The sequence below is a fragment of the Rhodococcus sp. 14-2483-1-1 genome, assembly GCF_002259335.1.
Classification (GTDB): Bacteria; Actinomycetota; Actinomycetes; order Mycobacteriales; family Mycobacteriaceae; genus Rhodococcoides.
In genome coordinates, this window is sequence record NZ_NPFX01000014.1 from 580,676 (window position 1) to 606,074 (window position 25,399).

General features: G+C 65.8%; 28 protein-coding genes and 1 riboswitch. Of the genes, 18 read left to right on the forward strand and 10 right to left on the reverse strand.

The genetic code is table 11. From position 1 onward, the window contains the following. Positions 1 to 125: 125 nt before the first annotated feature. Positions 126 to 1,091, reverse strand: coding sequence for a squalene cyclase (locus CH294_RS14060; RefSeq protein ID WP_094738281.1), 966 nt, complete (start codon positions 1,089 to 1,091; stop codon positions 126 to 128). A gap of 163 nt (positions 1,092 to 1,254) precedes the next feature. On the opposite strand from CH294_RS14060, the gene CH294_RS28010 reads away from it, so the two are divergent. Genes CH294_RS28010 through CH294_RS14070 form a run of 3 tightly spaced genes read left to right on the forward strand, consistent with a single transcriptional unit; the run spans position 1,255 to position 3,609 of the window. Beyond that, positions 1,255 to 1,383 carry a hypothetical protein gene (locus tag CH294_RS28010; protein ID WP_283164505.1) on the forward strand — a complete coding sequence of 43 codons (129 nt, stop codon included), beginning with the start codon at positions 1,255 to 1,257 and terminating at the stop codon, positions 1,381 to 1,383. Then, a complete protein-coding gene (locus CH294_RS14065) occupies positions 1,376 to 2,248 on the forward strand; it encodes an LLM class flavin-dependent oxidoreductase (RefSeq protein ID WP_094738282.1) in 873 nt (290 codons plus the stop codon). Before CH294_RS28010 ends, CH294_RS14065 begins: the two co-directional genes overlap by 8 nt. A gap of 14 nt (positions 2,249 to 2,262) precedes the next feature. Continuing rightward, a complete protein-coding gene (locus CH294_RS14070) occupies positions 2,263 to 3,609 on the forward strand; it encodes an LLM class flavin-dependent oxidoreductase (RefSeq protein ID WP_094738283.1) in 1,347 nt (448 codons plus the stop codon). 45 nt (positions 3,610 to 3,654) lie between these two features. On the opposite strand, the gene CH294_RS14075 is transcribed toward CH294_RS14070, so the two are convergent. Then, a complete protein-coding gene (locus CH294_RS14075) occupies positions 3,655 to 4,131 on the reverse strand; it encodes an OsmC family protein (RefSeq protein WP_094738418.1) in 477 nt (158 codons plus the stop codon). Positions 4,132 to 4,296: 165 nt separating this feature from the next. Here CH294_RS14075 and CH294_RS14080 point away from each other — a divergent pair, with 165 nt between their 5' ends. Continuing rightward, the gene (locus tag CH294_RS14080; RefSeq protein ID WP_094609434.1) at positions 4,297 to 4,821 is read left to right on the forward strand and encodes a permease; all 525 of its coding nucleotides are present in this window, start codon (positions 4,297 to 4,299) and stop codon (positions 4,819 to 4,821) included. Between the two features lie 3 nt (positions 4,822 to 4,824). Here CH294_RS14080 and CH294_RS14085 read toward each other — a convergent pair whose 3' ends face one another. Beyond that, entirely contained in the window at positions 4,825 to 5,304 is a 480-nt protein-coding gene (locus CH294_RS14085) for a winged helix-turn-helix domain-containing protein (RefSeq protein ID WP_094738284.1), read from the reverse strand. A 263-nt stretch (positions 5,305 to 5,567) separates the two neighbouring features. On the opposite strand from CH294_RS14085, the gene CH294_RS14090 reads away from it, so the two are divergent. Beyond that, positions 5,568 to 5,981 carry a GNAT family N-acetyltransferase gene (locus tag CH294_RS14090; RefSeq protein WP_080737158.1) on the forward strand — a complete coding sequence of 138 codons (414 nt, stop codon included), beginning with the start codon at positions 5,568 to 5,570 and terminating at the stop codon, positions 5,979 to 5,981. Here the strand turns inward: CH294_RS14090 and map are convergent, their stop codons facing one another. After that, positions 5,982 to 6,749, reverse strand: coding sequence for a type I methionyl aminopeptidase (gene map, locus CH294_RS14095; RefSeq protein WP_094738285.1), 768 nt, complete (start codon positions 6,747 to 6,749; stop codon positions 5,982 to 5,984). It lies immediately after the preceding gene. A 102-nt stretch (positions 6,750 to 6,851) separates the two neighbouring features. Here map and CH294_RS14100 point away from each other — a divergent pair, with 102 nt between their 5' ends. From CH294_RS14100 to fgd, 4 genes are all read left to right on the forward strand, one after another. Further along, on the forward strand, positions 6,852 to 7,553 hold the full coding sequence (locus CH294_RS14100) for a GNAT family N-acetyltransferase (protein ID WP_094738286.1): 702 nt from the start codon (positions 6,852 to 6,854) through the stop codon (positions 7,551 to 7,553). A gap of 8 nt (positions 7,554 to 7,561) precedes the next feature. After that, entirely contained in the window at positions 7,562 to 7,714 is a 153-nt protein-coding gene (locus CH294_RS27485; protein WP_170944720.1) for a hypothetical protein, read from the forward strand. Beyond that, positions 7,711 to 8,043 (forward strand): DUF202 domain-containing protein, encoded by a 333-nt coding sequence (locus CH294_RS14105; RefSeq protein WP_032380237.1) that lies wholly within the window; start codon positions 7,711 to 7,713, stop codon positions 8,041 to 8,043. Before CH294_RS27485 ends, CH294_RS14105 begins: the two co-directional genes overlap by 4 nt. A gap of 64 nt (positions 8,044 to 8,107) precedes the next feature. Beyond that, positions 8,108 to 9,121 carry a glucose-6-phosphate dehydrogenase (coenzyme-F420) gene (fgd, locus tag CH294_RS14110; protein WP_032401751.1) on the forward strand — a complete coding sequence of 338 codons (1,014 nt, stop codon included), beginning with the start codon at positions 8,108 to 8,110 and terminating at the stop codon, positions 9,119 to 9,121. Here the strand turns inward: fgd and CH294_RS14115 are convergent, their stop codons facing one another. After that, a complete protein-coding gene (locus CH294_RS14115; protein ID WP_094609437.1) occupies positions 9,122 to 9,646 on the reverse strand; it encodes a nitroreductase/quinone reductase family protein in 525 nt (174 codons plus the stop codon). It lies immediately after the preceding gene. A 95-nt stretch (positions 9,647 to 9,741) separates the two neighbouring features. Between CH294_RS14115 and pta the strand changes: the two genes are divergently transcribed. Both pta and CH294_RS14125 read left to right on the forward strand, forming a co-directional pair. Further along, complete coding sequence (gene pta, locus CH294_RS14120; RefSeq protein ID WP_170944721.1) at positions 9,742 to 11,868, forward strand: phosphate acetyltransferase; 2,127 nt, start codon at positions 9,742 to 9,744, stop codon at positions 11,866 to 11,868. After that, positions 11,865 to 13,055 carry an acetate kinase gene (locus tag CH294_RS14125; RefSeq protein ID WP_094738287.1) on the forward strand — a complete coding sequence of 397 codons (1,191 nt, stop codon included), beginning with the start codon at positions 11,865 to 11,867 and terminating at the stop codon, positions 13,053 to 13,055. Before pta ends, CH294_RS14125 begins: the two co-directional genes overlap by 4 nt. Here CH294_RS14125 and CH294_RS14130 read toward each other — a convergent pair. Genes CH294_RS14130 through CH294_RS14140 form a run of 3 tightly spaced genes read right to left on the reverse strand, consistent with a single transcriptional unit; the run spans position 13,052 to position 17,770 of the window. Then, the gene (locus CH294_RS14130) at positions 13,052 to 15,490 is read right to left on the reverse strand and encodes a serine/threonine-protein kinase (RefSeq protein ID WP_212709795.1); all 2,439 of its coding nucleotides are present in this window, start codon (positions 15,488 to 15,490) and stop codon (positions 13,052 to 13,054) included. The two genes, CH294_RS14125 and CH294_RS14130, sit on opposite strands and share 4 nt — an antisense overlap. A gap of 7 nt (positions 15,491 to 15,497) precedes the next feature. Beyond that, complete coding sequence (locus CH294_RS14135) at positions 15,498 to 16,442, reverse strand: glutamate ABC transporter substrate-binding protein (RefSeq protein ID WP_230592372.1); 945 nt, start codon at positions 16,440 to 16,442, stop codon at positions 15,498 to 15,500. 23 nt (positions 16,443 to 16,465) lie between these two features. After that, complete coding sequence (locus CH294_RS14140) at positions 16,466 to 17,770, reverse strand: hypothetical protein (RefSeq protein WP_230592338.1); 1,305 nt, start codon at positions 17,768 to 17,770, stop codon at positions 16,466 to 16,468. 86 nt (positions 17,771 to 17,856) lie between these two features. On the opposite strand from CH294_RS14140, the gene CH294_RS14145 reads away from it, so the two are divergent. The 4 genes from CH294_RS14145 to CH294_RS14160 are packed head-to-tail and all read left to right on the forward strand — an operon-like array spanning position 17,857 to position 21,613. After that, positions 17,857 to 18,693 (forward strand): NUDIX hydrolase, encoded by an 837-nt coding sequence (locus CH294_RS14145; RefSeq protein WP_094738288.1) that lies wholly within the window; start codon positions 17,857 to 17,859, stop codon positions 18,691 to 18,693. A 36-nt stretch (positions 18,694 to 18,729) separates the two neighbouring features. Continuing rightward, positions 18,730 to 19,857 (forward strand): hypothetical protein, encoded by a 1,128-nt coding sequence (locus tag CH294_RS14150; RefSeq protein ID WP_094738289.1) that lies wholly within the window; start codon positions 18,730 to 18,732, stop codon positions 19,855 to 19,857. Continuing rightward, entirely contained in the window at positions 19,854 to 20,804 is a 951-nt protein-coding gene (locus CH294_RS14155) for an ATP-binding cassette domain-containing protein (RefSeq protein WP_094738290.1), read from the forward strand. The genes CH294_RS14150 and CH294_RS14155 overlap by 4 nt, the downstream gene beginning before the upstream one ends. After that, complete coding sequence (locus tag CH294_RS14160) at positions 20,801 to 21,613, forward strand: ABC transporter permease (protein WP_037148848.1); 813 nt, start codon at positions 20,801 to 20,803, stop codon at positions 21,611 to 21,613. Before CH294_RS14155 ends, CH294_RS14160 begins: the two co-directional genes overlap by 4 nt. On the opposite strand, the gene CH294_RS14165 is transcribed toward CH294_RS14160, so the two are convergent. Continuing rightward, positions 21,606 to 22,412: an alpha/beta fold hydrolase gene (locus tag CH294_RS14165; RefSeq protein ID WP_094738291.1), complete on the reverse strand. Its 807-nt coding sequence runs from the start codon at positions 22,410 to 22,412 to the stop codon at positions 21,606 to 21,608. The genes CH294_RS14160 and CH294_RS14165 overlap by 8 nt on opposite strands. A gap of 19 nt (positions 22,413 to 22,431) precedes the next feature. Next, a complete protein-coding gene (thiE, locus tag CH294_RS14170; protein WP_032401758.1) occupies positions 22,432 to 23,124 on the reverse strand; it encodes a thiamine phosphate synthase in 693 nt (230 codons plus the stop codon). A 46-nt stretch (positions 23,125 to 23,170) separates the two neighbouring features. Next, positions 23,171 to 23,282: riboswitch (TPP riboswitch) on the forward strand. On the opposite strand from thiE, the gene thiO reads away from it, so the two are divergent. Genes thiO through CH294_RS14185 form a run of 3 tightly spaced genes read left to right on the forward strand, consistent with a single transcriptional unit; the run spans position 23,283 to position 25,343 of the window. After that, a complete protein-coding gene (gene thiO / locus CH294_RS14175) occupies positions 23,283 to 24,350 on the forward strand; it encodes a glycine oxidase ThiO (protein WP_249305301.1) in 1,068 nt (355 codons plus the stop codon). Next, positions 24,347 to 24,562 carry a sulfur carrier protein ThiS gene (thiS, locus tag CH294_RS14180; protein WP_032380248.1) on the forward strand — a complete coding sequence of 72 codons (216 nt, stop codon included), beginning with the start codon at positions 24,347 to 24,349 and terminating at the stop codon, positions 24,560 to 24,562. Before thiO ends, thiS begins: the two co-directional genes overlap by 4 nt. A 28-nt stretch (positions 24,563 to 24,590) precedes the next feature. After that, positions 24,591 to 25,343, forward strand: coding sequence for a thiazole synthase (locus CH294_RS14185; protein ID WP_094738292.1), 753 nt, complete (start codon positions 24,591 to 24,593; stop codon positions 25,341 to 25,343). Positions 25,344 to 25,399 lie beyond the last annotated feature (56 nt).

Here is a 25,399-nt window from a genome sequence, read left to right on the forward strand (position 1 = left end):
TGGATCGCAGCCTGCATGCACCCACGCTGCCGTCGACTTCGGCATCCGCGGCTGACATCGCAAGCGTTGCTTCGGGTAGACCGTTTTCGAGGTAAACCGTTACTGCATGCCCCACGCAGGCACGATCATCCGTAGTAGGAATCCCACCACGTCAGCACTCGGGTTCCGATCAGTGTCAGCCACTTCGAGCGTTCACCCTCTGGTACGTCGGTCGCGAACCACACCTCACCTGGATGAGGGTGACCCTGCAACCACGTTCCATCGTTCTGGCGGGCGGCTCTGATGATTCCTATCGCCTCCTCCATGCGGGGATCCGGCGCTGTCCCATCGAGCAGGGAAGCCTGCCGAAAGTAGTCGGCGGCATTGAGGGCGTTGTACGTCCAACGGGATGGGTAGAAGAATTGATCCACCCATGGCCCGACCTTCTCAGCCGTGGACAACGTGTACAGGAGCTTTCGCGTCAGCAAGTACTTTTCACCGGCGCGCCGGGCAGCTCGAGTCTCGTCCGTGCCGCCGAGGGCTGTGTCGTACTCCAGCAATCCTTTCAACGAGTTCAGTGTCGAGTGAAATGACGAGCGGGTCGATCCCTCGACCCACTCACAGTTCCATCCACCGTCCGGTAGCTGGTGTTCGAGAAACCACTGAACGATGCCCTCGACGTCTGCACCCAGCCACACCCCGTTGGCGACCGTCCACGCGTTGATGCAGCAGTCCACCTCGCCGCCCCAGTACGGCAGGTTGTCGTACTCCCACCGACTGTTCTTGTCGAGCAACTCGACCGTGCGGCGCGCTCGCAGGACCGCGGGGTCGAGACCCCACTCGCGCAGCGAATTCAGCGACCAAGTGGTCGCAGTCCAGGGTTGCCCCGGAGCCGCGGAACTATCGAAATTCGCAGGGAAGAATGCGCCGCCGGCCCATTGCCCGTCCGGATCCTGCAGCGCGAGAAGCCTTGCACCGAATCCTTCGGTGGCAACTCGGGCGCGAGTTGCTTCCCAAACTTCGGACGGCTCGTCCAAGAGATCGCGCTCCACCTGCCAACGCAGCGCTGGGTCCGAGTCGACAAGCCAGTTGCGCAGGAAATCGGCGACCATGATCAGGCAGCCTATCGTCGTTCGGCCATTCGTCCTGAGTGTTCACATCTGTATTCCTCGGTTTGCCTCATGCTGATTCGAACCCTTCATTCTCGAGCGTATCTACGGCAACGTGGGCTGTTGCGCAGGTATCGATGCATGCCCCGGAGAAAGCAGGATCACGATGAGTTCGGAGTTGATCAGCCTCAGCGAAGCCGTGGCGGGCGAGGCCACGTTGATGGATGTGCGAAGCGCGCCATCGAGGGTCGAATTCGGCACGGTGGCAGGTGCGATCGTGGTCGACAATGGCTGACACCTTGTACTTTGCCCTCGAACTCGACGGCTACGACGAGTCACCCGAGCGGCTTCGCAGCAACGTCGCGGAGGCCGAACGCGCAGGTTTCACAGTCGTCACCTTCGGTGATTCTCTGGTCTCGGCCCGGAATCGACTCGATGCAGGCACGCGCGCTGCGTTCGTCGCCTCGACCACGTCGACCATCGGGCTGGCTCCCACCGTCCACACCGTCACTACCGAACCGTTCTTTCTCGCAACACAACTCGCCAGTCTCGACCATGCATCCCACGGCCGAGGAGCCTGGGTGATCGGCGCAGACAATTCGCCGGCCGCTCATGCAGCAGTGGGATCGGAGGTGCGGTCGAGCGTGACCGCTGAGATCCGTGACGTCATCGACGTGTCTCGGCGGCTGTGGGATTCGTGGGAGGACGACGCGGTTATCCGTGACGCGGCGACCGGTCGATATCTCGACCCAGCCAAGGTGCATCACGTGCGGTTCGAGGGCGAGTTCTTCGACGTCGTCGGGCCCTTGATCACTCCACGTTCGCCGCAGGGTCAGGTGGTCGTCATCGGAGATGTAGATCTGGGCGTCACCGATCTGCTGGATGTGGCGTTGGTGCGCGGCGACGATGTGGCGGATCGGGCGGCAGCGGCGCGCGCCGATGGAGCAGCCCTGGTGTTCGCCGACATCGACGATCTGTCCGACGCCCAATCGCTGGCCGGCGTGGTCGACGGCATCCGGTTACATCTCGGGACTGACGCCGTGAAAGACCTTGCCGTCCCGGCACATTTGCTTCGCAGGCCGACCCCTGGACTCTCGCTGCGCGAGAATTTGGGACTGGCGCGTCCGGTCAGCCGCTACGCCGCTTCGGCTCAGAAATAGGGAGAAGAATCATCGTGAGCACCAACGACCAGCACCCGGACACCGGCGCACCGTTCGACCCGAATGCACAGATCCATCTGGGCGTGTTCTATCCGGGAATCGGTGCCCAGACGGTCTGGGAGGATCCGAAGGCACCCGATCAGGTTGCGACGGACACCTTCGTCGAGGTGGCAACCAAGCTCGAACGTGGTCTGTTCGATGCCTTCTTCCTCGGCGACGGTCAGCGGGTGCGGGAGAACCGCGGTGCGATCCTCTCCACCGACATCGCCGGCAGGCCGGACGCGATCACACAGCTCGCTGCGTTGGCGTCGGTGACAGAGCGCATCGGACTGGTCGCCACGCAGAACACCACCTACAGCATCCCCGTCGAGCTCGCGCGGCGGTTGGCGAGCCTCGACGTCCTGTCGGACGGGCGCGCCGGATGGAACATCGTCACCACCGACAACGCATGGACGGGTGAGAATTTCCGTCGCGGAGGTTGGCTGGACCACGAGCGACGCTACGAGCGGGCAACCCAGGTGGTCGAACTGGCGAAACAGTATTGGGCGGGTTCGGAAATCGACGCCGATACCGATCTGCTGAAAGCCCGTGCAACACCCAATGTTCGGTCCAGTTCGCAGGGCAGGCCCGTGCTCTTTCAGGCCGGGGATTCTTCGGGTGGACGCGATCTGGCAGCGAGGCATGCCGACGTCGTTTTCTCTGCCAACAACGCCTACGACGCGGCTGTCGCCTATGCGCGAGATCTCCGCGCGCGAACGGCTGCGTACGGTCGCGCCGCAGACGCGGTCAAGATTCTGCCGGGTGTCACCGTGGTACTCGGTGACACCGAGGCGGAGGCGGAAGAGAAGGTTCGCTGGCTACGAACCAACGCCTACAACGGAGTTCGCGCCATAGCGTTCCTCGAGCACTACTGGGGTAAGGATCTCTCGAGCTACGACCCGGAAGGTCCGCTGCCCGACATCGAACCGGTAGAGGACGAGCTCGATCCGTCCCGTGGCACCCTCGCGGTCGACGCGCGGACCGGCAAGCTCGATCAGATTGCCCAGTGGCGCGCGTTGTCCGAGGAGAAGGGCCTGTCGATCCGCGAACTGGTACTCGAGATCTCGCCTGCGTCTCGGTTCCATTCCGGCACGCCTGCGGCTTTGGCTGATCGATGGGCCGATCTGGTGCGGCACCGGGTGGTCGACGGATTCAACATCAACCCCTATCACTTGGGTGATGCCATCGACGACCTCGTGGACAAACTGGTTCCGGCCTTACAGGAGCGCGGGGTCTATCGAACCGAGTACACGAGCACCACGCTGCGCGGGCACCTCGGTCTCGACGAGGAGACCGCGTCGGAGCGGGAGCAGGCCTCGTAGGGCGCTTCGGAGCGCCCTACGAGTCGGGTCGAGGGACGAGCTCGGTCAGCTCAACTCTGCGCGCGACCATTCGTTCACGAACTCCAGGCCACTGCGCACGAAGAGCTGGGTCACCGGGCAACGGCGAGCTACCTCGGAGACGAACTTGTCGAAGGTCTCCTGGTCGGCGTCGGTCTGTACCGTCGCCTCGACCTTCACGGCGTCGAAGTTCGCATTTCCTTCGTCACCGTTCACGAGCACTGCGGTGTCGAGGTCGCCTTGGATGCGAAACGTGAACTCGCCGAGCGTGATTCCCATGTCTTTGGCGACGAGGGCGGCCGTTACCTGGTTGCACGAGGTCAACGCACCGAGCGCGTAGAACAACGGGCTGGGTGCCTCGTCCTTACCGCCGAATGCAGGATAGGCATCGGTGTCGAATTGGTGGCCTGCATCGCCGTCTGCGACAAGGTGCTGGGCGACCCCGGTACCGCTGGCGTTGAGAACGAAGGGAACGACGGACGTTCGAATAGTGCTGGTTGTCATGAATTCCGACGATGGCCCTCCGACGACCGAAGCGGAATGGTTCGGCTCACAGTGATTCGAACTCGGCACGAGCACGGGCTGTACGGGACGCGCGTCGACGATGGAAGCTAACGATCAGGTCTCGACTCGAGTGGGGTACTGCTCTGCACGATCTACGATGTCCTCATGACTGCCGATCCGACCACGCCCGCACCGTCGACCAGCTCGGCGAACTGGAAGAGGCGAGGCATCCTCGTCGGAGCCGGCATCGTCCTGTTGTTGATCGCGTACTTCATCCTGGCGGCGTTTCTTCCGCGCTGGTGGAGTCTTCGGGTCGAAGAACTGGCCGACCGTACGTTCACCAAGGGCATTCTGTGGGGCCTGTTGTTCGGCATCGTCTGCACGTTCGCGCCGCTGGTGTTCTTCTGGAGCGCCTGGACGGTCCGCAAGGGTAGGGCGGGCAAGCAATTGGCTATCGGCTCGGTCATCCTCGCCGTCGTCACTGCGATTCCGAACCTGTTGACCCTCACCATCGTCCTCGGTACCAGCAATGCCGCCCATGCCGGTGAACGCACCCTCGACACCAGCGCGCCGGGTTTCCGCGGCGCAACGGCACTCGGCGCAGTGATCGCCGTGGTTCTGGTTGCACTGCTCGTGTTCGTGGTGGTCCGGCGAAACCGCCGACGCAGAACTACTGCTCTGTCGCAGTAACGTTCAGGCGCTGCGCAATATCGTCGGTTGGGTGACTACGCGGATTCCCGGTTCCGGGTCGAAGCGGTACCCGGTTCCTCTGACCGTGGTGATCAGTCGACCGAATTGGCCTAGTTTGGTGCGCACCCTCGACAGGTGGACGTCGACGCTGCGTCCGCCGTCGGATGTGTTGAGCTCGGATCTCGCAACGACGACGCGTGGATGCTGAGCCAGATACGCGAAGATCTCGAACTCGGTGTGACTGAGTCGAATGCTCTTTCCGCCGAGGATCACGTCTCGGGCAGGGATGTCGATGACCAGGGGAGCGTTCAGATCGTTGACCCGAACATCGAATCGCGTCAGGATCTTCGCATGCGGCGCATAGCTTTTGGCGGCACTGCGAAGCGCATCGGCGAGTGCGTGCAACTGCGGTCGGGTCAATCCCTGCAGGGACGATGTGCCGGAATCGGAGATGTGGACAACGACGGTGGCTTCGGTGGTCATGCTGGAGAGCTCCTGAGACAAGGGTGTGCTGCGGATACCGGGCAGTTGGTCAGCGTGGGCAGCGACAGTTCTTGTTCACCGTCACAGAGTGATCGACGGCGGGCTCGTGCGCCAGAGATGCGCTCACCGTGATCGCAATTGTTGACCCCATGACCGTCGACGTGTTGCGATCGGGCGTGACCGATGTATGCCGATCCCGCGCCGCCCTGTTCACCCGAGCCGTCGACTGGGATCACCCCGACGCCGAAACCCTGCGCGCGGCGATGGCCGCCGAGGTGGGTCCCCGTTACGCAGACCGGGCCGCTCTGATGTCGAAGACCCAGGCCAACGCCGTCGACGAGAGCACTGTGCACCGGACGTTCGTCGTGTATCGCCGTGAAGCGGAGGGGGATGAGCATGCCGTCGGGCATGCAGCGCTGCGTTGGAACGGGGCGGACCTCGAGCTCAAGCGCATGTTCGTGCACCCCGACCATCGCGGCACGGGTGTATCGGCTGCCCTGCTGGAGGCGTCGGAGAATGCCGCCCGCGACCAAGGGCTGCCGCGGCTGATATTGCAGACGGGAGACCGTCAGCCCGACGCGGTTCGACTGTACGAGAAGAGCGGTTACACCCGAATCCCGGTGTTTCCTCCCTACGAGGTCCTGCCGTTCTCGAACACCTTCGAGAAGCGCCTGTAGTCAGGCCCGCAAGGTCATGATTTCGGCACCGTCGTCGGTGATGACCACCGTGTGCTCGCTGTGCGCGGTACGGCATCCCGTCGTGCTGCGCAGGGTCCAGCCGTCGTCGTCGGTGACGAGCTCGTCGGTGTCTTCCATGATCCACGGCTCGAGTGCCAACATCAGGCCGGGACGAAGTCCGTAGCCGCGGCCCGGCCGCCCGTTGTTGGACACATGTGGGTCCTGATGCATGGTGGACCCGATGCCGTGACCGCCGAACTGCATGTTGATCGCGTAGCCCGCCTCGCCGAGGACGGTGCCGATGGCATGCGAGATGTCACCGATCTTGTTTCCCGGACGTGCCGCTGCGATCCCCGCAGCCAGAGCCCGTTCGGTGGCGTCGATCATGGCGGTGTCTTCTTTCCGGGGCTCGCCGATTGCGAAGCTGATGGCAGAGTCCGCTGCGACGCCGTCGAGGACCACAGCGAGATCGAGAGTCAGCAGATCGCCGTCAGTCAATGCGTAGTCGTGTGGAAGGCCATGCAGCACAGCATCATTGACGGAGGTGCAGATGTAGTGACCGAACGGGCCGCGACCGAAGGACGGCGCGTAGTCGACGTAGCAGGACGTTGCCCCGGCTCCGAGGATGATGTCTTTGGTCCACTCGTCGATCTCGAGCAGGTTGGTGCCGACGGTGGCACGCTCGCGGACGGTCTCGAGGATTTCGGCGACCAGAGCGCCGGATTTGCGTGCGAGGGGGATCTTGCTGGGTGGGAGAATCTCGATCATGTGATGCCTTTCGTCGTGTGACGAATAACTATACCGGTATAAGTATTGGTGTCGACATTGACGGTGCGTTGACCGTCGACCGTTCGTGCGACTCTATTTGCTGTGTCTGCTCATCCTCTCGACGACCCCGTCCGCAATTCCCTCGACGGCGCACTCTCGCGCTTTGCGGTCCGGCGCGGACGGGTCGTGCGGGCGGATCCCGAAGTGTCTCCGTTCCTGGTGCATCCTGACGTTCTCGATCCGCAGGACTGGGACGACATCGCGGCCTTGTTCGGCCCCCGAACCGTGGTGGCGCTGAACGGACCGGAACGCGCACTGCCCGAGGGGTGGTCGCATGTGGAGACCTTCGGTTTGGTGCAACTCGTGGGCACGCACCTCGAGACGAGGCCATTCGCTGACGCCGTAGAGCTCACGGCAGCAGACGTCCCCGAGATGCTCGAATTGGTTCGCCGCACCGAGCCCGGGCCGTTCCTGCCCCGGACCATCGAGCTCGGCACGTACCTCGGAGTCCGACGCGACGGTGCGCTGATCGCGATGGCGGGCGAGCGCATGCACCCACCGGGGTGGACGGAAATCAGTGCGGTCTGCACCGACCCGGCATTCCGAGGGCAGGGTCTGGCCACGGACCTGGTGTGCGCGATCGGTCACGGTATCCGCGCCCGCGGTGAGGAGCCGTTTCTGCATGCGTCGGCGGCGAACGTGCGCGCCATCGACCTCTACCTGTCCATCGGATTCGAGTTGCGTCGCACCTCCCACCTGACGTTGGTGAGAACGCCCGCACCGAACGCGGGGCATGCCGACTGACGAGTGCGATGGTCGGTCGGTGGCTTCCGCTGGACGTGATGCGTCCCAAGAAGGACACTGCAGTGGTGCTGACTATCCGCCGCATCTCGCCGGTCTTCACCCCCGACGATCCTGAACTGATTGCCCATCTGATTCGCGAGCGCATGGCCGCACGTCAGTGACGCGCCCCGACGAGCGGTTCACGCTCGCCAGCGAACGCACTTTTCTCGCGTGGCTTCGGACGTCGCTCGGGCTCCTGGCCGGCGGAATTGCGATCGTTCACCTCGTTCCTGATTTCAGTACGGGATGGGTGCGGACGGCACTCGGTCTGATTCTGATCGGACTCGCCGCCGCGGCACCGATCATCGGCCTGCGGCGGTGGATGCGGGTGCGCGCTGCCCTGGAACGCGGTGCACCGATGCCGGAGTCCCGGGACCTGTGGATCTTCGCGGTCGGAATAGCAATTGTCGCGGTCATGGCTGCAGTGGTCACCGTTCTGGGGATCCAGTAGTACTCAGCCGACCACCGCGGGTGCACAATCGAAGAACTAGGACGACCAACGACAGGAGTTCGGCGTGGCGCAGGGTCTCAAACTCGGTTACAAGGCATCGGCGGAGCAGTTCGGGCCGCGTGAGTTGGTCGAGCTCGGTGTTCTCGCCGAGCAGCACGGAATGGACTCCGCGACGGTCAGCGACCATTTCCAGCCGTGGCGGCACGAGGGCGGGCATGCGCCGTTCTCGCTTGCGTGGATGACTGCCGTCGGTGAGCGGACGAACACGATCCAGCTCGGTACCTCGGTGCTCACCCCGACGTTCCGCTACAACCCGTCGGTCATCGCCCAGGCATTCGCGACGATGGGCTGCCTGTACCCAGGGCGCATCATGCTGGGTGTCGGTACCGGCGAGGCGCTCAACGAGATCGCTACCGGATTCACCGGCGAATGGCCGGAGTTCAAGGAACGATTCGCGCGCCTGCGTGAGTCCGTGCGCTTGATGCGCGAGCTGTGGCTCGGTGACCGTGTCGATTTCGAGGGCGAGTACTACACGACCAAGGGTGCGTCGATCTACGACGTTCCCGAGGGTGGCATCCCGGTGTACATCGCGGCCGGCGGACCCGTCGTGGCGAGGTATGCAGGACGCGCGGGCGATGGTTTCATCTGCACCTCGGGCAAGGGCATGGAGCTCTACACCGACAAGCTGCTTCCGGCTGTGGAAGAGGGTGCGGGTAAGGCCGAGCGCGACGCCGGTGAGATCGACAAGATGATCGAGATCAAGATCAGCTACGACACCGATCCCGAACTGGCTCTGGAGAATTGCCGCTTCTGGGCCCCGCTGTCGCTGACACCGGAGCAGAAGCATTCGATCGACGATCCGATCGAGATGGAGAAGGCCGCCGACGAGTTGCCGATCGAGCAGGTCGCCAAGCGCTGGATCGTGGCATCGGATCCGGACGAGGCAGTGGAGAAGGTCAAGCAGTACACCGACGCCGGCCTGAACCACCTGGTGTTCCACGCGCCGGGTCACGATCAGAAGCGGTTCCTCGAACTCTTCGAGAAGGACCTCGCGCCGCGCCTGCGGAAGCTCGGTTAGTTACGACGAACCACCGAGATCGGCCGCGAGTGCGAACAATCGCATGTCGCGGTCGGTCCTGGTCTCGTATTCGCCGTATACCTCGACCATCGCGTCGAACTGTCGGTAGATGCGGGCCTTCTCGTCGCCGGTGATGCGGGTGGCCGTCACCGGAATCTTCTTGCCGCCGATGGCCACCACGGCCTTCGGATCGGCGAGGAGGTTGGACGTCCATGCCGGGTGATGTTGCTGACCGAAATTGGAGCCCACGACGAAGATCTTGTCGCCCTCGCGGTAGTAGAGCAGCGGGCTCGTCCTCGGCTTGCCGGATTTGCGGCCGGTGGTGGTCAGCAACACCACCGGTGCCGCGATAGGGCCGAGGACGGTGAACCGGCCGTCGGATTTGGTCAACAACCAGCGGTCGACGCCCGCGAGGTTCCTGATCACCCACGAACCGGGCTTGGTCGACGCGAACTTCACGGCGGGCTTGCGGATGAACGAGGTCTCGCTGCCCCAGCGCACGTCCGGGAACGGTGAATCGGCCATGGTTCATAGGACAGCCCGACCGCGCCCGGTGTCAACACCCCAACCCACTGGGCAGGAGTGGAGCCTGCGGAACGACCCGCACTAAGCTGGCGGGCATGGCTGAGCCCAGCGGCACCGACGCGTCGGACATGTATCCCTCGAGCATCTACATCGCGTCACCGGAAGGCGACTCCGGCAAGTCCACCATTGCGTTGGGTGTGCTGCAGATGCTTGCTGCTACCGCAGCCAGGGTCGGAGTGTTTCGGCCCATCGCGCGCTCGACCGACGAGCCCGATTACATTCTGGAACTTCTCGTCGAGCACACCACCGCGGATCTGACGTACGAGCAGTCGCTCGGCGTCACGTACGAGCAGGTGCACACCGACCAGGATGGCGCGCTCAGCGAGATCGTCAATCGCTATCACGAGGTTGCTGCTCAGTGCGACGCCGTGGTGATCGTGGGAAGCGACTACACCGATGTCGGCAGCCCGAGTGAGCTCGGCTTCAACGCCCGGATCGCCGTCAATCTCGGTGCCCCGGTGCTGCTCGCACTGCGTGGATCGGATCGCACACCCGACGAGATCGCGCAGTTGGCTGCTCTGTGCCAGGCCGAACTACGCCAACATCACGCTCATCTGGCCGCCATCGTGGCAAACCGCTGTGCCCCCGACGATCTCGATGCGGTCACCGATGCGTTGGCGTCGGTCGGGGTGCCTGCGTGGAGCTTGCCGGAGATCCCCCTCCTCGTGGCCCCGACCATGGCCGAGCTGCTCGACGCCGTCGACGGCACCCTCTACAGTGGTGACTCGTCGCTGCTGCAGCGAGAAGCGTTGCGGGTCATGGTCGGTGGCATGACAGCCGAGCACATCCTCGAACGCCTCACCGAGGGCGTCGTCGTCATCGCGCCTGCGGACCGATCGGACGTACTTCTCGCACTGGTCAATGCCCATGAGGCCGAGGGCTTTCCGTCGCTGGCCGGCATCATCATGAACGGTGGCATCGAGCCCCATCCGGCCATCGCACGTCTGGTGGCGGGACTCGGCCCCCGGCTGCCGATCCTCACCACCGATCTCGGCACGTTCGACACCGCCTCTGCTGCGGCGCAGACCCGGGGCCGCGTCGCGGTGGGATCGCAGCGCAAGGTCGACACCGCACTGGGGTTGATGGAACAGCGAGTGGACGCGAAAACCCTTCTGGGACGGCTCGACATCGCCATCCCCACCATCACGACTCCGCAGATGTTCGAGTACCAGCTGATCCACCGGGCCCGCGCCGACCGCAAGCACATCGTCCTGCCCGAGGGCGGCGACGATCGCATCCTTCGGGCTGCCGGCCGACTGCTGCAGCGTCAGGTTGCAGACCTCACGATCCTCGGCGAAGAGGGTCCTGTTCGGCGACGTGCGTCGGAACTGGGTGTCGACCTCGACAAAGCCACTGTGCTCGATCCCAACAACTGCGAGTACACCGAGGACTTCGCGGCCGAATACACCGAACTGCGCAAGCACAAGGGCATGACGATCGAGCGAGCCCGCGAGATCATGGCCGACATCTCGTACTTCGGAACGATGATGGTGCACAAGGGAATCGCCGACGGCATGGTCTCGGGCGCGGCGCACACCACCGCGCACACCATCAAGCCGTCCTTCGAGATCATCAAGACCACCGAGGGAGTGTCGACGGTGTCGTCGATCTTCCTGATGTGCCTGTCCGATCGCGTACTCGCCTACGGTGACTGCGCCGTCGTACCGGACCCGACAGCCGAGCAGCTCGCAGACATCGCCGTGTCCTCGGCGCAGACGGCGGCCCAGTTCGGCATCGAGCCGCGGGTGGCGATGCTCTCCTACTCCACCGGAGAATCCGGTTCCGGCGCCGATGTGGACAAGGTTCGACAGGCCACTGCGATTGTGCGCGAACGAAATCCGGAACTACTCGTGGAAGGCCCGATCCAGTACGACGCGGCGATCGAGCCGTCCGTCGCCGCGTCGAAGCTGCCCGACTCCGAGGTGGCCGGCCGCGCGACGGTGTTCATCTTCCCGGATCTCAACACCGGTAACAACACCTACAAGGCCGTCCAGCGCAGCGCCGGTGCTGTTGCCGTCGGACCGGTTCTGCAGGGCCTGCGCAAACCCGTCAACGATCTGTCCCGCGGCGCACTCGTCGAGGACATCGTCAATACCGTTGCCATCACGGCTATTCAGGCACAGGGCATTGCCGACGCAGCCAAGGAGAACAGCGAATCGTGAGCATCCTCGTCGTCAACTCCGGGTCGTCGTCGGTCAAGTTCCAATTGGTCGACCCCGGCACCGGCGAGTCCGTGGCCAGCGGGCTCGTCGAGCGCATCGGTGAATCCGACGGCCGTGTCGAACTCGACCATTGTGGCGAGAGCGTCGAGCGTACCGAGCACATCGAGGATCACGGTGCCGGTCTGGCACTGGCGTTCGAGATGCTCGCCGATGCCGGGATCCAATTGGGCTCCGCCGTCACCGCCGTCGGGCATCGCGTCGTCCACGGCGGTACGGTGTTCTACCGTCCGACGATCATCGACGACGCCGTCGTACAGCAGATATCCGACCTCAGCAGTCTTGCGCCGCTTCACAATCCGCCGAACGTACTGGGCATCGAGGTCGCCAGGAAGCAGCTGCCGAACGTCCCGCATGTGGCGGTGTTCGACACGGCCTTCTTTCATTCACTGCCCGACGCGGCCGCTACCTACGCCATCGACGCGAGCGTCGCCGCCGAGCACGACATCAGGCGTTACGGCTTCCACGGCACCTCGCACCACTACGTCTCGGACCAGGTGGCGCAGTTCTTGGGACGCGATCTCGCAGACCTGAACCAGATCGTCCTGCATCTGGGCAATGGAGCCTCGGCCTCCGCGGTCTCCGGTGGCAAGGCAGTCGACACCTCGATGGGTCTGACCCCGCTCGAAGGACTCGTCATGGGGACGCGTAGCGGCGACATCGACCCCGGCGTCATCATGCATCTGCGCCGCAGCGCAGGCATGAGCGTCGACGACATCGATGCCTTGTTGAACCGGCGATCCGGACTGATCGGACTGTCCGGGGTCAACGACTTCAGGCAACTGCAACAACGGATCGACGACGGCGACGCCTCCGCGCGGCTGGCGTACGACGTCTACATCCATCGCCTGCGCAAATACATCGGCGCGTACATGCTCGGACTCGGCCGGCTCGACGTCGTCACGTTCACCGCCGGTGTCGGCGAGAACGCGGCCGCCGTGCGTGCCGACGCCCTGGCGAACCTCGAGGGATTCGGCATCGAGATCGACCCGGAGCGTAATGCGGTGCGCAGCAAGCAGGCTCGCGTCATCTCGACAGATTCGTCGACCGTGACCGTGTTGGTGGTGCCGACCAACGAGGAACTGGCGATCGCTCGGGCGACGGACGATCTGGTTCGTGACGGCGACTAGAACAGTGAACGTGGCCGGATAGCGTTCGCCAGGTCCACCAGTGAGAAGCGATGCGCGCGATCGGTGGCGTTGCGGGCCAACGCCCGCAGCCCCTTCTCGGTGCCACGCCGCAATCCGTCCTCGGTGAACGGGACGCTGAGAATCGGCTCCCGTTCGGCCGTGGCGGCGTGGCCGGAGACGATCCAGTCCAGGGCCATCGCGAGCACCAGCGTCCGCATCTGTAGTGCCCGGCTCTCCGCCTTGGGCAGCAACGCAACTCGGCGTGCAGCGGAACGGAAGTCGGCTTCGGACAGTTCGGCTCGCGAGCGGTCCATCAGCAGCGTCAGCACACTGGTCATGCGCGCCATAGAGTAGTGCCGTGAACTGATCGGTACCTGGTCGAGAGCGGCGATGGCCCCGGTCTGATCACCGCGCCGCTGCAACTGTCGGGCCAAGCCGAACGCCGAGCTCACGATGCCGCGGTTGGTACGCCACACAGCTCGGTAGAGGCCCTCGGCTCGGGCTCGCCACTTCTCGGCCTCGTCGGCTTTGCCCGCGGCGACATGACCGAGCAATTCCGAGGTGGCACCGAGAGCGAGCTTGGGGGCCAGCTCTCCGGGCATCGCTCCGAGCACGTTGTCGAAACTCGTGAACGCAGAATCGTATTCGTGATGCAGCAGCGCGATCAGGCCTGCGTACCACTGCACCCGCCACGGATCGGCGGCGTCGTCCTCGGACTGCACCTTGGCGAGAATCTCGGTGGCCTCGACGACGTTCCCCAGATCCAGATTGGCTTTGACCTCGGCGAGGGTGATCTCGACCCCCAGGTCGACAGGAGACGAGGAAGTCGTGGAGTCCTTGGGCTTGTCCGCGCCTGCAGTGATGCGTTCGATGCCGTTGCGTTTGGCGTGCTGCAGCGAGTCCAGGGTCTGGCGAGGTTCGACGTGTACGGCCGCCGCGAGCAAGGGCGCGCTCGGATCGTTGGGGTCCACCAGTGGAACGGGGAGCGCCGCAACAACTTCGGCTGCGGTCATGCGTTCGTGGCGTACCGTACCGTCCACGTAGGTGTCGGTCCGGCCCACCGACTGCTCGGTTCCGAAGGTGGTACGGGGCGGGCTGAACACCGTGGACAGGCCGGGGCGCTCGACGCCCGTTCGGATGGCCAGAATCTCGCGTAGCACCCCGGTCGCCTGCCCGGCGAATTCGTCCGCTGATCGAAACCGTCGAGCGGGGTTCTCGTGCGTTGCGCGCAGCAGCAGTCGGTGCAGTGACGGAAATTGCTGCAGCACTTCGGAATCTTCGACCGACGGCAGGCCGTCGAGATATTTACCGTTCTTCGAGGGCATGTCCAGCGTCAGTACCGCGAGTGTGCGGCCCACCGTGAAGATGTCCGACGCCACCGTCGGTCCCGTCTTGACGATCTCCGGTGCCTGGTAGCCCACCGTGCCGTACAGGTAGCCGTAGTCCTCGATACCCGCGACCGCGCCGAGGTCGATGAGTTTGATCTGGTCGTCGGAGACCATGATGTTCTCGGGTTTGAGGTCGTTGTAGACCAGGCCGATCGAATGCAGGTAGCCCAGTGCCGGAAGCACTTCCAGGACGTAGGCGAGTGCCTGCTCGACGGGCATCCTTCCGCCGTCGCACGTACCGAGGATGTCGCGCAACGACCGTCCACCGACGTACTCCATGACGATGAAGCCGACGGTCGACCCGTCGCTGCGGGGTTGTTCGACGAAGTTGTAGATCTTGACGACGCCGGGATGCGCTACCTCGGCCAAGAATTGACGCTCTGCGACCGCGACCGCGTGGGCCTCCTCGTCGCCGAAGTGCAGTAGTCCCTTGAGTACCACCCAGCGGTCGCTGACGTTGCGGTCGATGGCGAGATAGATCCAGCCGAGTCCGCCGTGCGCGATACAGCCCTGCACGTCGTACTGGCCGACCACTCGATCGCCCGGTTCGAGCAGGGGCGTGAAGTCGAATGTCGTGCCGCAGTGCGGGCACACGCCCTTGGCGATGTCGGGCTCGCCCGGCTCGCTGCGGCCGACCTTGGCGTTGCACTTCCAGCAGAACCGCTTGTGCTGCGGCACCGTCGGATCCGACATCACCGCAGTTTCGGGATCGACCGGCTCCACCCGGGGTACGTCGACCAGCCCGCCCCCGAGTCGACGTCGAAGGCCGGTACTGCGCGATCGACCTGATCTGGACCTACCCGTCCTGGAACGGGTGGATGCGGCCCGTGTCGCAGCCGATTTCGCTGTTCCGCGTTCGGTCGAGCCGGCGTCAGGAGAAACGGGGCCCGGCGTCCGTGCGGTCCGATCGTCGATCGGTGCCCGTGACACGGCTGGGCGTCTCGACACTGCTTGGGTGCGTTCGATTCCGTCGGTTCCCGACTCGGCCCGAAAGACTGCCTGCGTCTTGTCCGCTGGGGCAGTGGGTTGCTGTTCGTCGTCGTCCATGATGCCCCTAGTCGCTGTACGACGCGGTAGGCGGGCCGGGGGAGGGGCCGAGGACCGTCAGCCATCGGTTGTAGATGCGATTCCAGGTTCCGTCGGCGCGAATGCGCGCCAGCGTTCCGTTGACGAACCGCACCAGATCCTCGTTGTCTCGGTTGATCCCCACCCCGTACGGCTCCGGGCTCAGGCTGTCGCCGACGATTTCGAGGTACGGGTCCTGCGCAGCCAGACCGGCGAGAATGGCGTCGTCGGTGCTGATCGCGTCGACCTGTCTTTGTTGCAGCACCACAAGGCAATCCGACCACATCGGCACAGTGACCACGGTCGCTGCGGGTTGCACTCGCTGCAGTCGTCGCAGTGAGGTGGTGCCCTCGACGGCGCACACGCGCTTGCCTGCCAGGTCGCCGACGCCGCGGATACCCGACCCCTGCACCACCAGAATCCGGTGCTGCGCCTGGAAATACACGGTGGAGAACTGGACGTCCTTGCGTCGAGCGCACGTGATGGTCATGGTCTTCACCACGATGTCCACCGAGGAATCCTGCAGGGCCTCCAGCCGTTGTGCCGAGGTCAGAATGCGAAAGTCCAACCTGTTCGGATCGCCGAAGAGGTCCCGCGAGATTTCCCGCGCGATATCGACGTCGAACCCGACCAGCTGCCCGCTCATCGGATCACGGAAGCTGAAAAGGTTGCTGCCCGTGTCGAGTCCGACTACCAGGCGGCCCTTCGCGCGCAGTGCGTCGATGGTCGGTTGCGGTACCGGCGGAGCATCCGTGCCGGTCGTGAGTGGGCGCAGGCTGGCGGTGGGGCGGGCGCACTCGTCGTCGGCCGGGGTCTCGGTCGGCCGAGCGGCCACGGATGCGCCGTCCGGTAGCGGCGGTTCGGAGAACGTCGTATCGACTTGTGGCGCAAAGCTTTCCGGCGGAGTACAGCCGACCAGCAGTGCGGTGGTCAGGAGGCCTACGGCGAGCAGACGTTTCACAGGTACTCACGCAGCCTCGGGAACAGGCCGACACCGAACGCCACCGAGGCGACGACGGTGAGCACGTACGCGCCGTTGGACAAGCCGGACAACACCCCGACCGAGCGGTCGATGTTGGACCGTAGTTCGGCTCGCGCGTTCTCTATGCCGTCGACCAGAACGCTGTCCAGTGCAGTGAAGGCGGCGGCCGAATCGGATTCCGAGGTTCCGGTGGCGATGGCGACCGCGCCGTTGAAGTCGCCGACTTCGAGCGCGGAATCGATGCGCGCATGCGAGCCGGACCATGTGTTCAGCGCGTCGATCACCGCGGTATCACCCTGGAACATCTCCGACATTCGAGAGACGTTGGCGTCGAACGATTGTCCGTAATCCTGACTGCCGCCGCGGCGTGCGAGATCGAGGGTCTCGTCCGCTCTGGCCTGTTGCGCCATGATGAAACCCGTCGTGTACGACTTCAGCGGCGCGACACCGCGATCGAGCGCGCGGTCGGTAGCGATCGAGGAGATCAGTCCTACCACCAACATCCAGCCGAGCAGGCCGACGACAGCGGCTGTGGCACCGAGGAATCCGACGTTCAACGTTCGACGCGTCGTTCGCGAGAGGTACCACTGCGCCAGGCCGGTCATCATCAGCAGGAACACCACCGACCCGATCGCGAAGAACGGCGGGCTGGTGAACCGTTCCTGATCGGCCGACACCCGTGATGCCTGCTCGGTGTACAACTTCTCGGCCAGCGGCAGCAGACTTGTCTGCATCATCGTCGAGGCCTCACCGAGATATGCCGCCCCCACCGGGTTCCCGCTCCGGTTGTTGGCCCTGGCCGTCTCGACCAGACCGCTGTACACCGGCAGTCCGGCGGCGATCTGCGTCAGCACGGCACTGGTGGCCTCGTCGTTCTCGGTCACTCCGGCCGACGCTGCGATCAGTTCGGACGACGCCTCGCCGAGTGCCTGCGAGTAGCGTTCGCGTACCTCGGCCGGTTCGAGACCGCCGGCGATGAATGCGGTTGCGGCAGCGGAATCGGCCACCGACAGTGCCCCGTACAGATTCTGCGCCGAGTTCGCGAACGGCTCGGTCCGCACCAGCAGCGTGCCCAAGGTGTCCACCCGCTCGGTGACGGCCGTGGACGCCAGATTTCCGACCGTCAACGCCAACACCACCAGCGCGGTTCCCATCGCGACCAACCGCGCAGGCGTCGAACGCATCGTGTAGCGAACCGGTGGCTTGCCGGCAACGGTACCGACGGGAGTGGCCGTTGTCGGAGGCACGGCAGCGGAGGGGGTAATGCCGGCCGCGATCACGTCACCGAGCATATAAGCAGGCGGACCGTACTGCAGCCACTACAGCACAGTCACTACAGGCGGACGATTCCCCTAGGGTGGTGAGCATGCGAGGTGACGGGGACGGGTGGGTGATCGGTGCCGACGGTTCTCGGCACTGGGGAAAGCACGGGGCCGCCGGACTGTTGCTCCGCGCACCGTCGAACACCGGAGAACCACTCGTACTGCTGCAGCACCGCGCACTGTGGAGCCACCAGGGCGGAACGTGGGCGCTGCCCGGCGGGGCCCGTGACTCTCACGAGAGCACCGAGCACGCGGCCGTACGCGAGGCTCACGAGGAAGCCGGTATCGCTGCCGAACAGCTGTGCGTGCGGAGCGAACGGGTCACTGCGAGTGTCGCGAGCGGCTGGTCGTACACCACCGTCGTTGCCGATACCGATCATCCACTGACCACCGTGCCCAACGGTGAGAGCACCGAACTGCGCTGGGTACCGGAATCGATCGTCGCCGACCTCCCGTTGCACCCGGGGTTCGCATCGAGCTGGTCGGCGCTGCGCACCGTGCCGCTGCGGGTACTGCTGGACACCGCCAACGTGCTCGGCTCACGACCGAACGGCTGGTGGAAGGACCGCGCCGGATCGACCGGCGCACTGCTCACCTCGCTCGCCGAGACGTTGCCACGCACCGTCGAACTGCCCGGCGGCCAATACGGGTGGCTCACCAGAATCGAGGCCGTCCTCGAAGGCGAGGCCCGCGACGCGGTGGTGAACGACCCGCGCACCAGGACGATTCTCGCGAACGGCAGCGGCGACGACACCTTGGCCGATCAGGCCTGTCTCGACGGGGATCTGACGGCGCTGGTCACCGCCGACCGCGGATTGCGCGACCGGCTGCCCGACTCGGTGCAGGTGTTGACGCCGTCGACCGTCCTCGGCTGGTTGTAGAGAACCTGGCGTTCGACTGCGGTCGGTTCTGCTCACATGCAGCACACCGGGTACGTCCGTACGGTCGAAGAGGTGCGCAAGAAGTGGCGGTGGCTGGCGGTGGTGCTCGGCATCGCCGTGCTTGTCGCCACCCCCTCGGTGATAGCGCGTTGGCCCGTCGAGGCGTCGAACATCACCGCGGCCGAATTGCTCTCCCGAGTCCAGTCCTCCACCGCGACGCCGTACTCGGGCTACGCCCAGGCGGTCGGCGGTGTCACTCTGCCGGTGACCGACGGACTCGGCGGCCTTCCGGATCTACTGGGCGACACCACGACCCTGCGCGCCTGGTATCGCAGCCCGGACAGCTGGCGCGTCGACACCGTGCGCCTCGCCGGGGAGCGTGGCCTCTACCGGAGCCCGGCTCGGCTGTGGAGTTGGGACTACGAACAGAACACGGCAGTGGTGACACCGGTCCCCGAGCCGAGCCTGCGCCTGCCTCGCGAAGCCGACCTGCTGCCCCCTGAGCTCGGGCAGCGGTTGCTCAGCGAAGCGAACGCCGATGAGGTCACCCGGCTGCCGGATCGTCGGATCGCCGGCCGGGACGCCCCTGGCCTCCGACTGATCCCCAGCGAGCCGCAGAGCACCGTCACCGAGGTAGACGTGTGGGTCGATCCCGACAGCGGTCTTCCTCTACAGGTCGACGTGCTGGGCGACGGGGCCACCCGCCCTATCGTCAGCACCGCGTTCCTCGACTTCTCCTCCGCGACCCCGGACGCCGACACCGTCCGCTTCGTCCCGCCGCCGGGAACCGATGTGCAGCAGCAGGACGGTCTCGACATCGCCTCGTTTGCCGACGGAATCGACGCCGCCGGTCTTCCGTCGACGCTGTCCGGACTCGGCCTGATGGACCGCGGCGGCCAGGGTGCGGTGGGAATCTACGGCCGCGGAGTGACCGAGTTGATCGCCGCTCCGCTGCCGCGTCGCGCCGCGCGCGGGCTCGTCGACCAGCTGCGGGAAGCCCCGGGCGCAGTCGTCACCGGCAACAGCGTCGCGCTGTCGATCGGGCCGCTCAACGTCCTGATCACCGAGCCCACCGCCGACCGGCGTCGCTACCTGCTTTCCGGCACCGTCACCGCAGAGACCCTGGCCACCGCCGCCCAGCAGCTCGAAGGAGCAGCCACATGATCCGCACGACCGGCCTCACCAAGAGCTACGGATCGGTGCGAGCAGTCGACGGCGTCGACCTCGATGTGCGCGCCGGCGACATCTACGGCTTCGTCGGTGCCAACGGCTCCGGCAAGACGACGACCGTGCGGATGCTGCTCGGCCTGGTCCTGGCCACCTCCGGGCAGATGCAGGTGCTCGGCGAGGAGATGCCGCGGCGACGCAGGAGCGTGCTGCCGCGGGTGGGTGCGCTGATCGAGAACCCCGCCGCCTACCCCAATCTCTCGGGACGCCGGAACCTCACGCTGCTCGACGCGGCCGGGCCGGGTGGTGCCCGGCGCACCCGGACCGCCCGTGTCGGCGAGGCCCTCGAACAGGTGGGCCTCGCCGGGGTGGGACGCAGACCGGTCAAGCAGTACTCGCTCGGCATGCGGCAGCGCCTCGGCTTGGCCGCGGCACTCATGCGCACCCCCGAGCTGCTGATACTCGACGAGCCGACCAACGGTCTCGACCCACAGGGAATCCTGGAGATTCGAGAGTTGCTCCTGGGCCTGCATGCGAAGGGCACCACAGTGTTCCTCTCCAGCCACCTGCTGGCCGAGGTGGAGCAACTGTGCGACCGAGTGGGAGTGCTCGATCGGGGTCGCCTCGTTCTGCAGGATCAGCTCTCCGCGTTCCAACAGCCCACCGGCCGAGTGCTCGTGGGCACCCCGGACCCGGCCGAGGCCGTCGCCGTGCTCGCCGAAGTCCAGAACGCCACCGTGCTCCACCGTGAAGGGCAGCAGCTCGTGATCGCACACCCCGACTCGGCCCTGCTCAATCGACTGCTCGTCGAAGGTGGGGTCCGAGTGAGCGAGCTGACGACGCAGCAGATGAGTCTGGAGCAGTCCGTGCTGGCCGCCACCGGCGCCAGCGCCGACCGAGTCGACGGTCCCGTCCGCTCAACCCGGACGGAGGTGACCGCATGATCGGCGTCGAGCTGCGCGCGATGCTGAGTCGACCCCGCACCTGGGTCGTCATCCTCCTGCTGAACCTGCTGCCCACCATCGTCGCGGGCTTGTTGGCACTCACCGACATCGGTCCGCGGCCCGGCGAAGGCCCTGCCTTCCTGTCGGCGGTGACCACCAACGGCCAGCTCTTCCCGCTCGCCGCGCTCGCCATCGTGCTGCCGCTGTTCCTGCCCGTCGCGGTGTCGGTCATCGCCGGCGACGCCGTCGCGGGAGAGGCCCAGGCCGGCACCCTGCGCTACCTGCTGGCCCGCCCGGTGGGAAGGACCCGACTACTGGTGGCAAAGCTGATCTCGGTGGCCGCCTTCGTGTTGCTGGCCGTGGTCATCGTGGCCGCCGTCGCGTATTTCGTCGGTACGACGCTGTTCGACACCACGTCGTTGGCCGGCGTCTCCAGTGTGTCCGGCACGGTGCTGACCGATCAACAGGTCGCCGTGCGCACCGTCATCGCCGTGCTCTACGTGACGCTGTCCATGCTCGGAGTCGCTGCCATGGGGTTGTTTCTCTCGACCCTGACCGACTCCCCGCTCGCCGCGACACTGGGCGCGTTGGCCTTCCTCATCGCCAGCTCGTTGCTGCTGACCCTGGACGCGGCCGACGCCATCGCGCCCTACTTGCCGACGCGATACTGGCTGGCTTTCGTAGACCTGTTCCGCGATCCGGTGCCGACGCGGGACCTGGTGCGCGGCGTCGGGTTGCAGGGTGTCTACGTCGTGGTGCTCCTGGGCGCGGCGTGGGCGAACTTCACGACCAAGGACATCACTAGCTGAGACGGCTGCAATCAGCTGCGCCGAGCTGGGTGGTGGAGCCGCCCTCCAACTGGGCCGAGACCATCGCCGCGACGAGAGGATCGCGGGGCAGGTTCCCGTGATCGACGGTGGAATCCGCACACACGCTCTGGACGGGGATGTCGATCGCCCCGTCGAGTTCGGCCGAGGTAGGCGGGGTCACCACCTGATCCACGTCGGTCCAGATCGACACCCACTGCGGCCCCTCCGGGGTCTCGTCGCCGGAGTTCAGGGCGGCCAACACGGAGCTGTCCGGGGCGAGCTGCTGACAGGCCGTCGGGCATCGATCGGGCAGGACCTGGGCCGCCAGCCCCGCCACCTGGGTGCCGTGGTGCGGGGAGCCGAGGGTCACGATGCGCCGGGCCTGCTCGGCGCCGCCCAGGTCGGCGGCCCAGATCCGGGCCACCACGCCGCCTGCGGAATACCCGACGACGTCGACCGACGTCGCTCCCGTCCGAGTCAGAGCTGCGTCGGCAGCGTCACGCAAGGTGCCCGCCTGGGCGGTCAGATCGCCGACGCCACCGTCCGGCAGGGCCACCACGGTGGCGTCGCGACCGTCTTCTCGCAGCGCGGCCGCGAGCACATCGAGCGCACCGGTGGAACCGCCGAAACCGGGGACCAGCAGCACCGGGCCGGGCACCGACTGGTCGACGCTCGCGACGGGGTCATCGGTACGGAGCGACGACGCAACAATCGCGGCGACCACGACGACCCCGACTGCAACCAGGACGAGGAGAGCGAGGACCAACCGGCGACGGGCCGGGGCGAGGGAGGAGAACACTCCGTCCAGTGTGCCCCGGCTAGGCCTGCAGAGCCTGGACCAGCGCGCGAGCGGCTGCCTGTGGGTCCCGGGCCTCGGTGATGGCGCGGACCACCACGATGCGGTCGGCACCGGCTGCCCTGACCTGATCCACGTTGGTGGCATCGACGCCGCCGATGGCGAACCACGGCCGCTCCGGCAGCGCGTCCGCGGTGGCCCGCAGAGTCTCGAGCCCGGCGGCCGATCTGTTGGGCTTGGTGGGCGTGGGCCAGACCGGCCCGACGGCGAAGTAGTCGACGCCGTCCTCGATCGCAGCGAGCGAGGACTGGGCCCGGTTCTGCGTCGAGCGGCCGATCACCACGTCCGGACCGAGGATCTGGCGGGCGTAGTGCACCGGCAGATCGCCCTGACCGAGATGCAGCACGTCCGCGCCGGAGGCCAGCGCCAGGTCCGCGCGGTCGTTGACCGCCAGCAGTGCACCGTGCCGCTTGGTCGCGCCGAGCAGAATCGCCAGTGCAGCCAGCTCGTCCTTGGCCTCGAGCGGCCCGAACTGGCGCTCACCGGCGGAGTTCTTGTCGCGCAGCTGAATGATGTCGACGCCACCGGACAACGCGGCCTCGGCGAACTGCGCGAGATCGCCCTTGTCGCGCCTGGCATCGGTACACAGGTACAGGCGAGCGGACGCAAGACGCTCACGGGGAGTCTGATTGCGGGCGGTCTGAGATGGATGCACAAAGCGAACTGTATTCTCATGGTGGCCGCCACCGACGACGGAGTGGCCGAGATATCGCGGGAGTCCTGAGGATCGTGGGGCTGAGAGTGGGTTCGCCGCCCTTACCGTCAATACCTGAACCCGATCATGCGGGCGCAGGGAGTGAGGACGTGAATCGCGTGCACATCGTCGTTATCGGCGGAGGCGTCATCGGGCTGTCGACGGCGCTGCGCCTGAGCCAGGACGGTCACCGAGTGGTCGTGCACGATCCTGCTCTGGGCAAGGGCGCGTCCTGGGTGGCCGGCGGCATGCTGGCCCCGCTGTCCGAGGGGTGGCCGGGCGAACACGAACTCCTGCACCTCGGTGCTGCCTCGCTGGCGCGGTGGCCGGACTTCGCCGAGCGCCTTCCCGGCCCGTCGGTGTTCTCCGCGTCCGGATCGGTGACGGTTGCCCTCGACTCCGCCGATGCCGCCGATCTGCGGACCGTTGCCGAGTGGGTGGGCGAGCAAGGACACGAATTGGAGATTCTCGGTCGCGCACAGCTGCGTGAGCTCGAACCTGCTCTGGCACAAAACATTCGGCTCGGCCTGCTGGCACCGACCGAGCTGTCCGTCGACAATCGAGCGCTGGTTGCCGCGCTCGAGCAGGGATGCCTGGATGCGGGAGTGGAGTTCGTGACCGCCCCGGTGGAGACCATCCCCGACGCCGATCAGGTGGTTCTGGCCGCCGGGGCACAGTCGGCCGCGCTGTGGCCCACGCTGCCCGTCCGGCCGGTGAAGGGCGAAATCCTGCGGCTGCGTCGTCGACCGAGCGCCGCGCCCCCGCCGCACCGCACAATTCGCGGAACCGTACACGGCAGACCGATCTACCTGGTGCCACGCGGGGACGGATTGGTCGTCGGCGCAACACAATACGAATCCGGCCAGGACACGCAGGTGACCGTCGCCGGGGTACGCGACCTGATAGCCGACGCCGAACGGCTCATGCCGAGTATCGGCGAATACGAGCTGTACGAAACAGCCGCCGGACTGAGGCCCATGAGCCCGGACGGACTACCCATCATCGGCAGGCTGTCTCCCCAGGTGATCGTCGCCACGGGCCACGGCCGCAACGGGATCCTGCTCGCCCCCATCACCGCCGACGCGGTAGCCGCACTCGTCTCCGGCGAAGAGATCTCCGAGGCGAAAGCCGCCAGTCCTGAACGCTTCTCGCACATTCACAGCCCGCAGATCGAAAGGACACCATGACTCAGGTTGCCATCGGCATCACCGTCAACGGCGAGGATCACCTGCTCACCGAGGACATGACCATGACTCGACTCCTCGACAAGCTCGGAATGCCGGAGAAGGGCATCGCTGTTGCCGTCGACGGTGCCGTGCTGCCCAAGAGTCGGTGGGACACCACCGACGTCCAAAAGGGTTGGACCATCGACGTTCTTACGGCGGTTCAGGGTGGTTGAGGGTCGTTCCGCGGGCTCCACTCCTGGGGTGGTTGATCAACTGGTCATCGCCGATCGCACTTTCACCTCTCGGCTCATCACCGGCACCGGGGGAGCGGCCAATCTCGCGGTACTCGAAGAGGCCCTCGTCGCGTCCGGAACCGAACTGACCACTGTTGCGATGCGCCGCGTCGACGCCGCGGGTGGGACGGGAGTGCTGGATCTGCTGCGCCGGTTGAACATCGCGCCGCTGCCGAACACCGCAGGGTGCCGAGGATCGGCCGAGGCAGTGCTCACCGCGCAGCTGGGCCGTGAGGCGCTCGAGACCGACTGGGTGAAACTCGAAGTGATCGCCGACGAGCGAACCCTGCTGCCCGACGCCATCGAATTGGTCAAGGCTGCAGAGCAACTCGTCGACGACGGCTTCCAGGTGCTGCCGTACACCACCGACGACCCAGTTCTGGCCAAGCGCCTGGAGGACATCGGCTGTGTGGCCGTCATGCCGCTCGGCTCGCCCATCGGCACCGGTCTCGGGATCGCCAACCCGCACAACATCGAAATGATCGTCGACGCCGCAACGGTGCCGGTGATCCTGGACGCGGGTATCGGTACCGCCAGCGACGCCACCCTCGCGATGGAACTCGGCTGCGACGCGGTGCTGCTCGCCACCGCCGTGACCCGCGCGAAGGATCCCGCGCTGATGGCGTCGGCAATGAGACATGCGGTAGCGGCTGGTTACCAGGCCCGACACGCAGGACGTATACCGAAACGATTCTGGGCGCAGGCCAGCTCGCCCATGTGACCGCTGCGTCGACGGCCCGGCACCTTCCAGGGTGCTGCGTATCCGGCAAACGCGCG

Bases quoted from the DNA above. Each gene is read 5' to 3' on its own strand.
- CH294_RS14150 (WP_094738289.1), top strand. From the start codon at position 18,730: ATGCAGCACACCGGGTACGTCCGTACGGTCGAAGAGGTGCGCAAGAAG.
- CH294_RS14130 (WP_212709795.1), bottom strand. From the start codon at position 15,490: ATGGACGACGACGAACAGCAACCCACTGCCCCAGCGGACAAGACGCAG.
- CH294_RS27485 (WP_170944720.1), top strand. From the start codon at position 7,562: ATGGTCGGTCGGTGGCTTCCGCTGGACGTGATGCGTCCCAAGAAGGAC.
- CH294_RS28010 (WP_283164505.1), top strand. From the start codon at position 1,255: ATGAGTTCGGAGTTGATCAGCCTCAGCGAAGCCGTGGCGGGCGAGGCC.
- CH294_RS14065 (WP_094738282.1), top strand. From the start codon at position 1,376: ATGGCTGACACCTTGTACTTTGCCCTCGAACTCGACGGCTACGACGAG.
- CH294_RS14145 (WP_094738288.1), top strand. From the start codon at position 17,857: ATGCGAGGTGACGGGGACGGGTGGGTGATCGGTGCCGACGGTTCTCGG.
- CH294_RS14085 (WP_094738284.1), bottom strand. From the start codon at position 5,304: ATGACCACCGAAGCCACCGTCGTTGTCCACATCTCCGATTCCGGCACA.
- CH294_RS14155 (WP_094738290.1), top strand. From the start codon at position 19,854: ATGATCCGCACGACCGGCCTCACCAAGAGCTACGGATCGGTGCGAGCA.
- CH294_RS14075 (WP_094738418.1), bottom strand. From the start codon at position 4,131: ATGACAACCAGCACTATTCGAACGTCCGTCGTTCCCTTCGTTCTCAAC.
- CH294_RS14060 (WP_094738281.1), bottom strand. From the start codon at position 1,091: ATGGTCGCCGATTTCCTGCGCAACTGGCTTGTCGACTCGGACCCAGCG.
- CH294_RS14115 (WP_094609437.1), bottom strand. From the start codon at position 9,646: ATGGCCGATTCACCGTTCCCGGACGTGCGCTGGGGCAGCGAGACCTCG.
- CH294_RS14160 (WP_037148848.1), top strand. From the start codon at position 20,801: ATGATCGGCGTCGAGCTGCGCGCGATGCTGAGTCGACCCCGCACCTGG.
- thiS (WP_032380248.1), top strand. From the start codon at position 24,347: ATGACTCAGGTTGCCATCGGCATCACCGTCAACGGCGAGGATCACCTG.
- CH294_RS14080 (WP_094609434.1), top strand. From the start codon at position 4,297: ATGACTGCCGATCCGACCACGCCCGCACCGTCGACCAGCTCGGCGAAC.
- map (WP_094738285.1), bottom strand. From the start codon at position 6,749: ATGATCGAGATTCTCCCACCCAGCAAGATCCCCCTCGCACGCAAATCC.
- pta (WP_170944721.1), top strand. From the start codon at position 9,742: ATGGCTGAGCCCAGCGGCACCGACGCGTCGGACATGTATCCCTCGAGC.
- CH294_RS14090 (WP_080737158.1), top strand. From the start codon at position 5,568: ATGGCCGCCGAGGTGGGTCCCCGTTACGCAGACCGGGCCGCTCTGATG.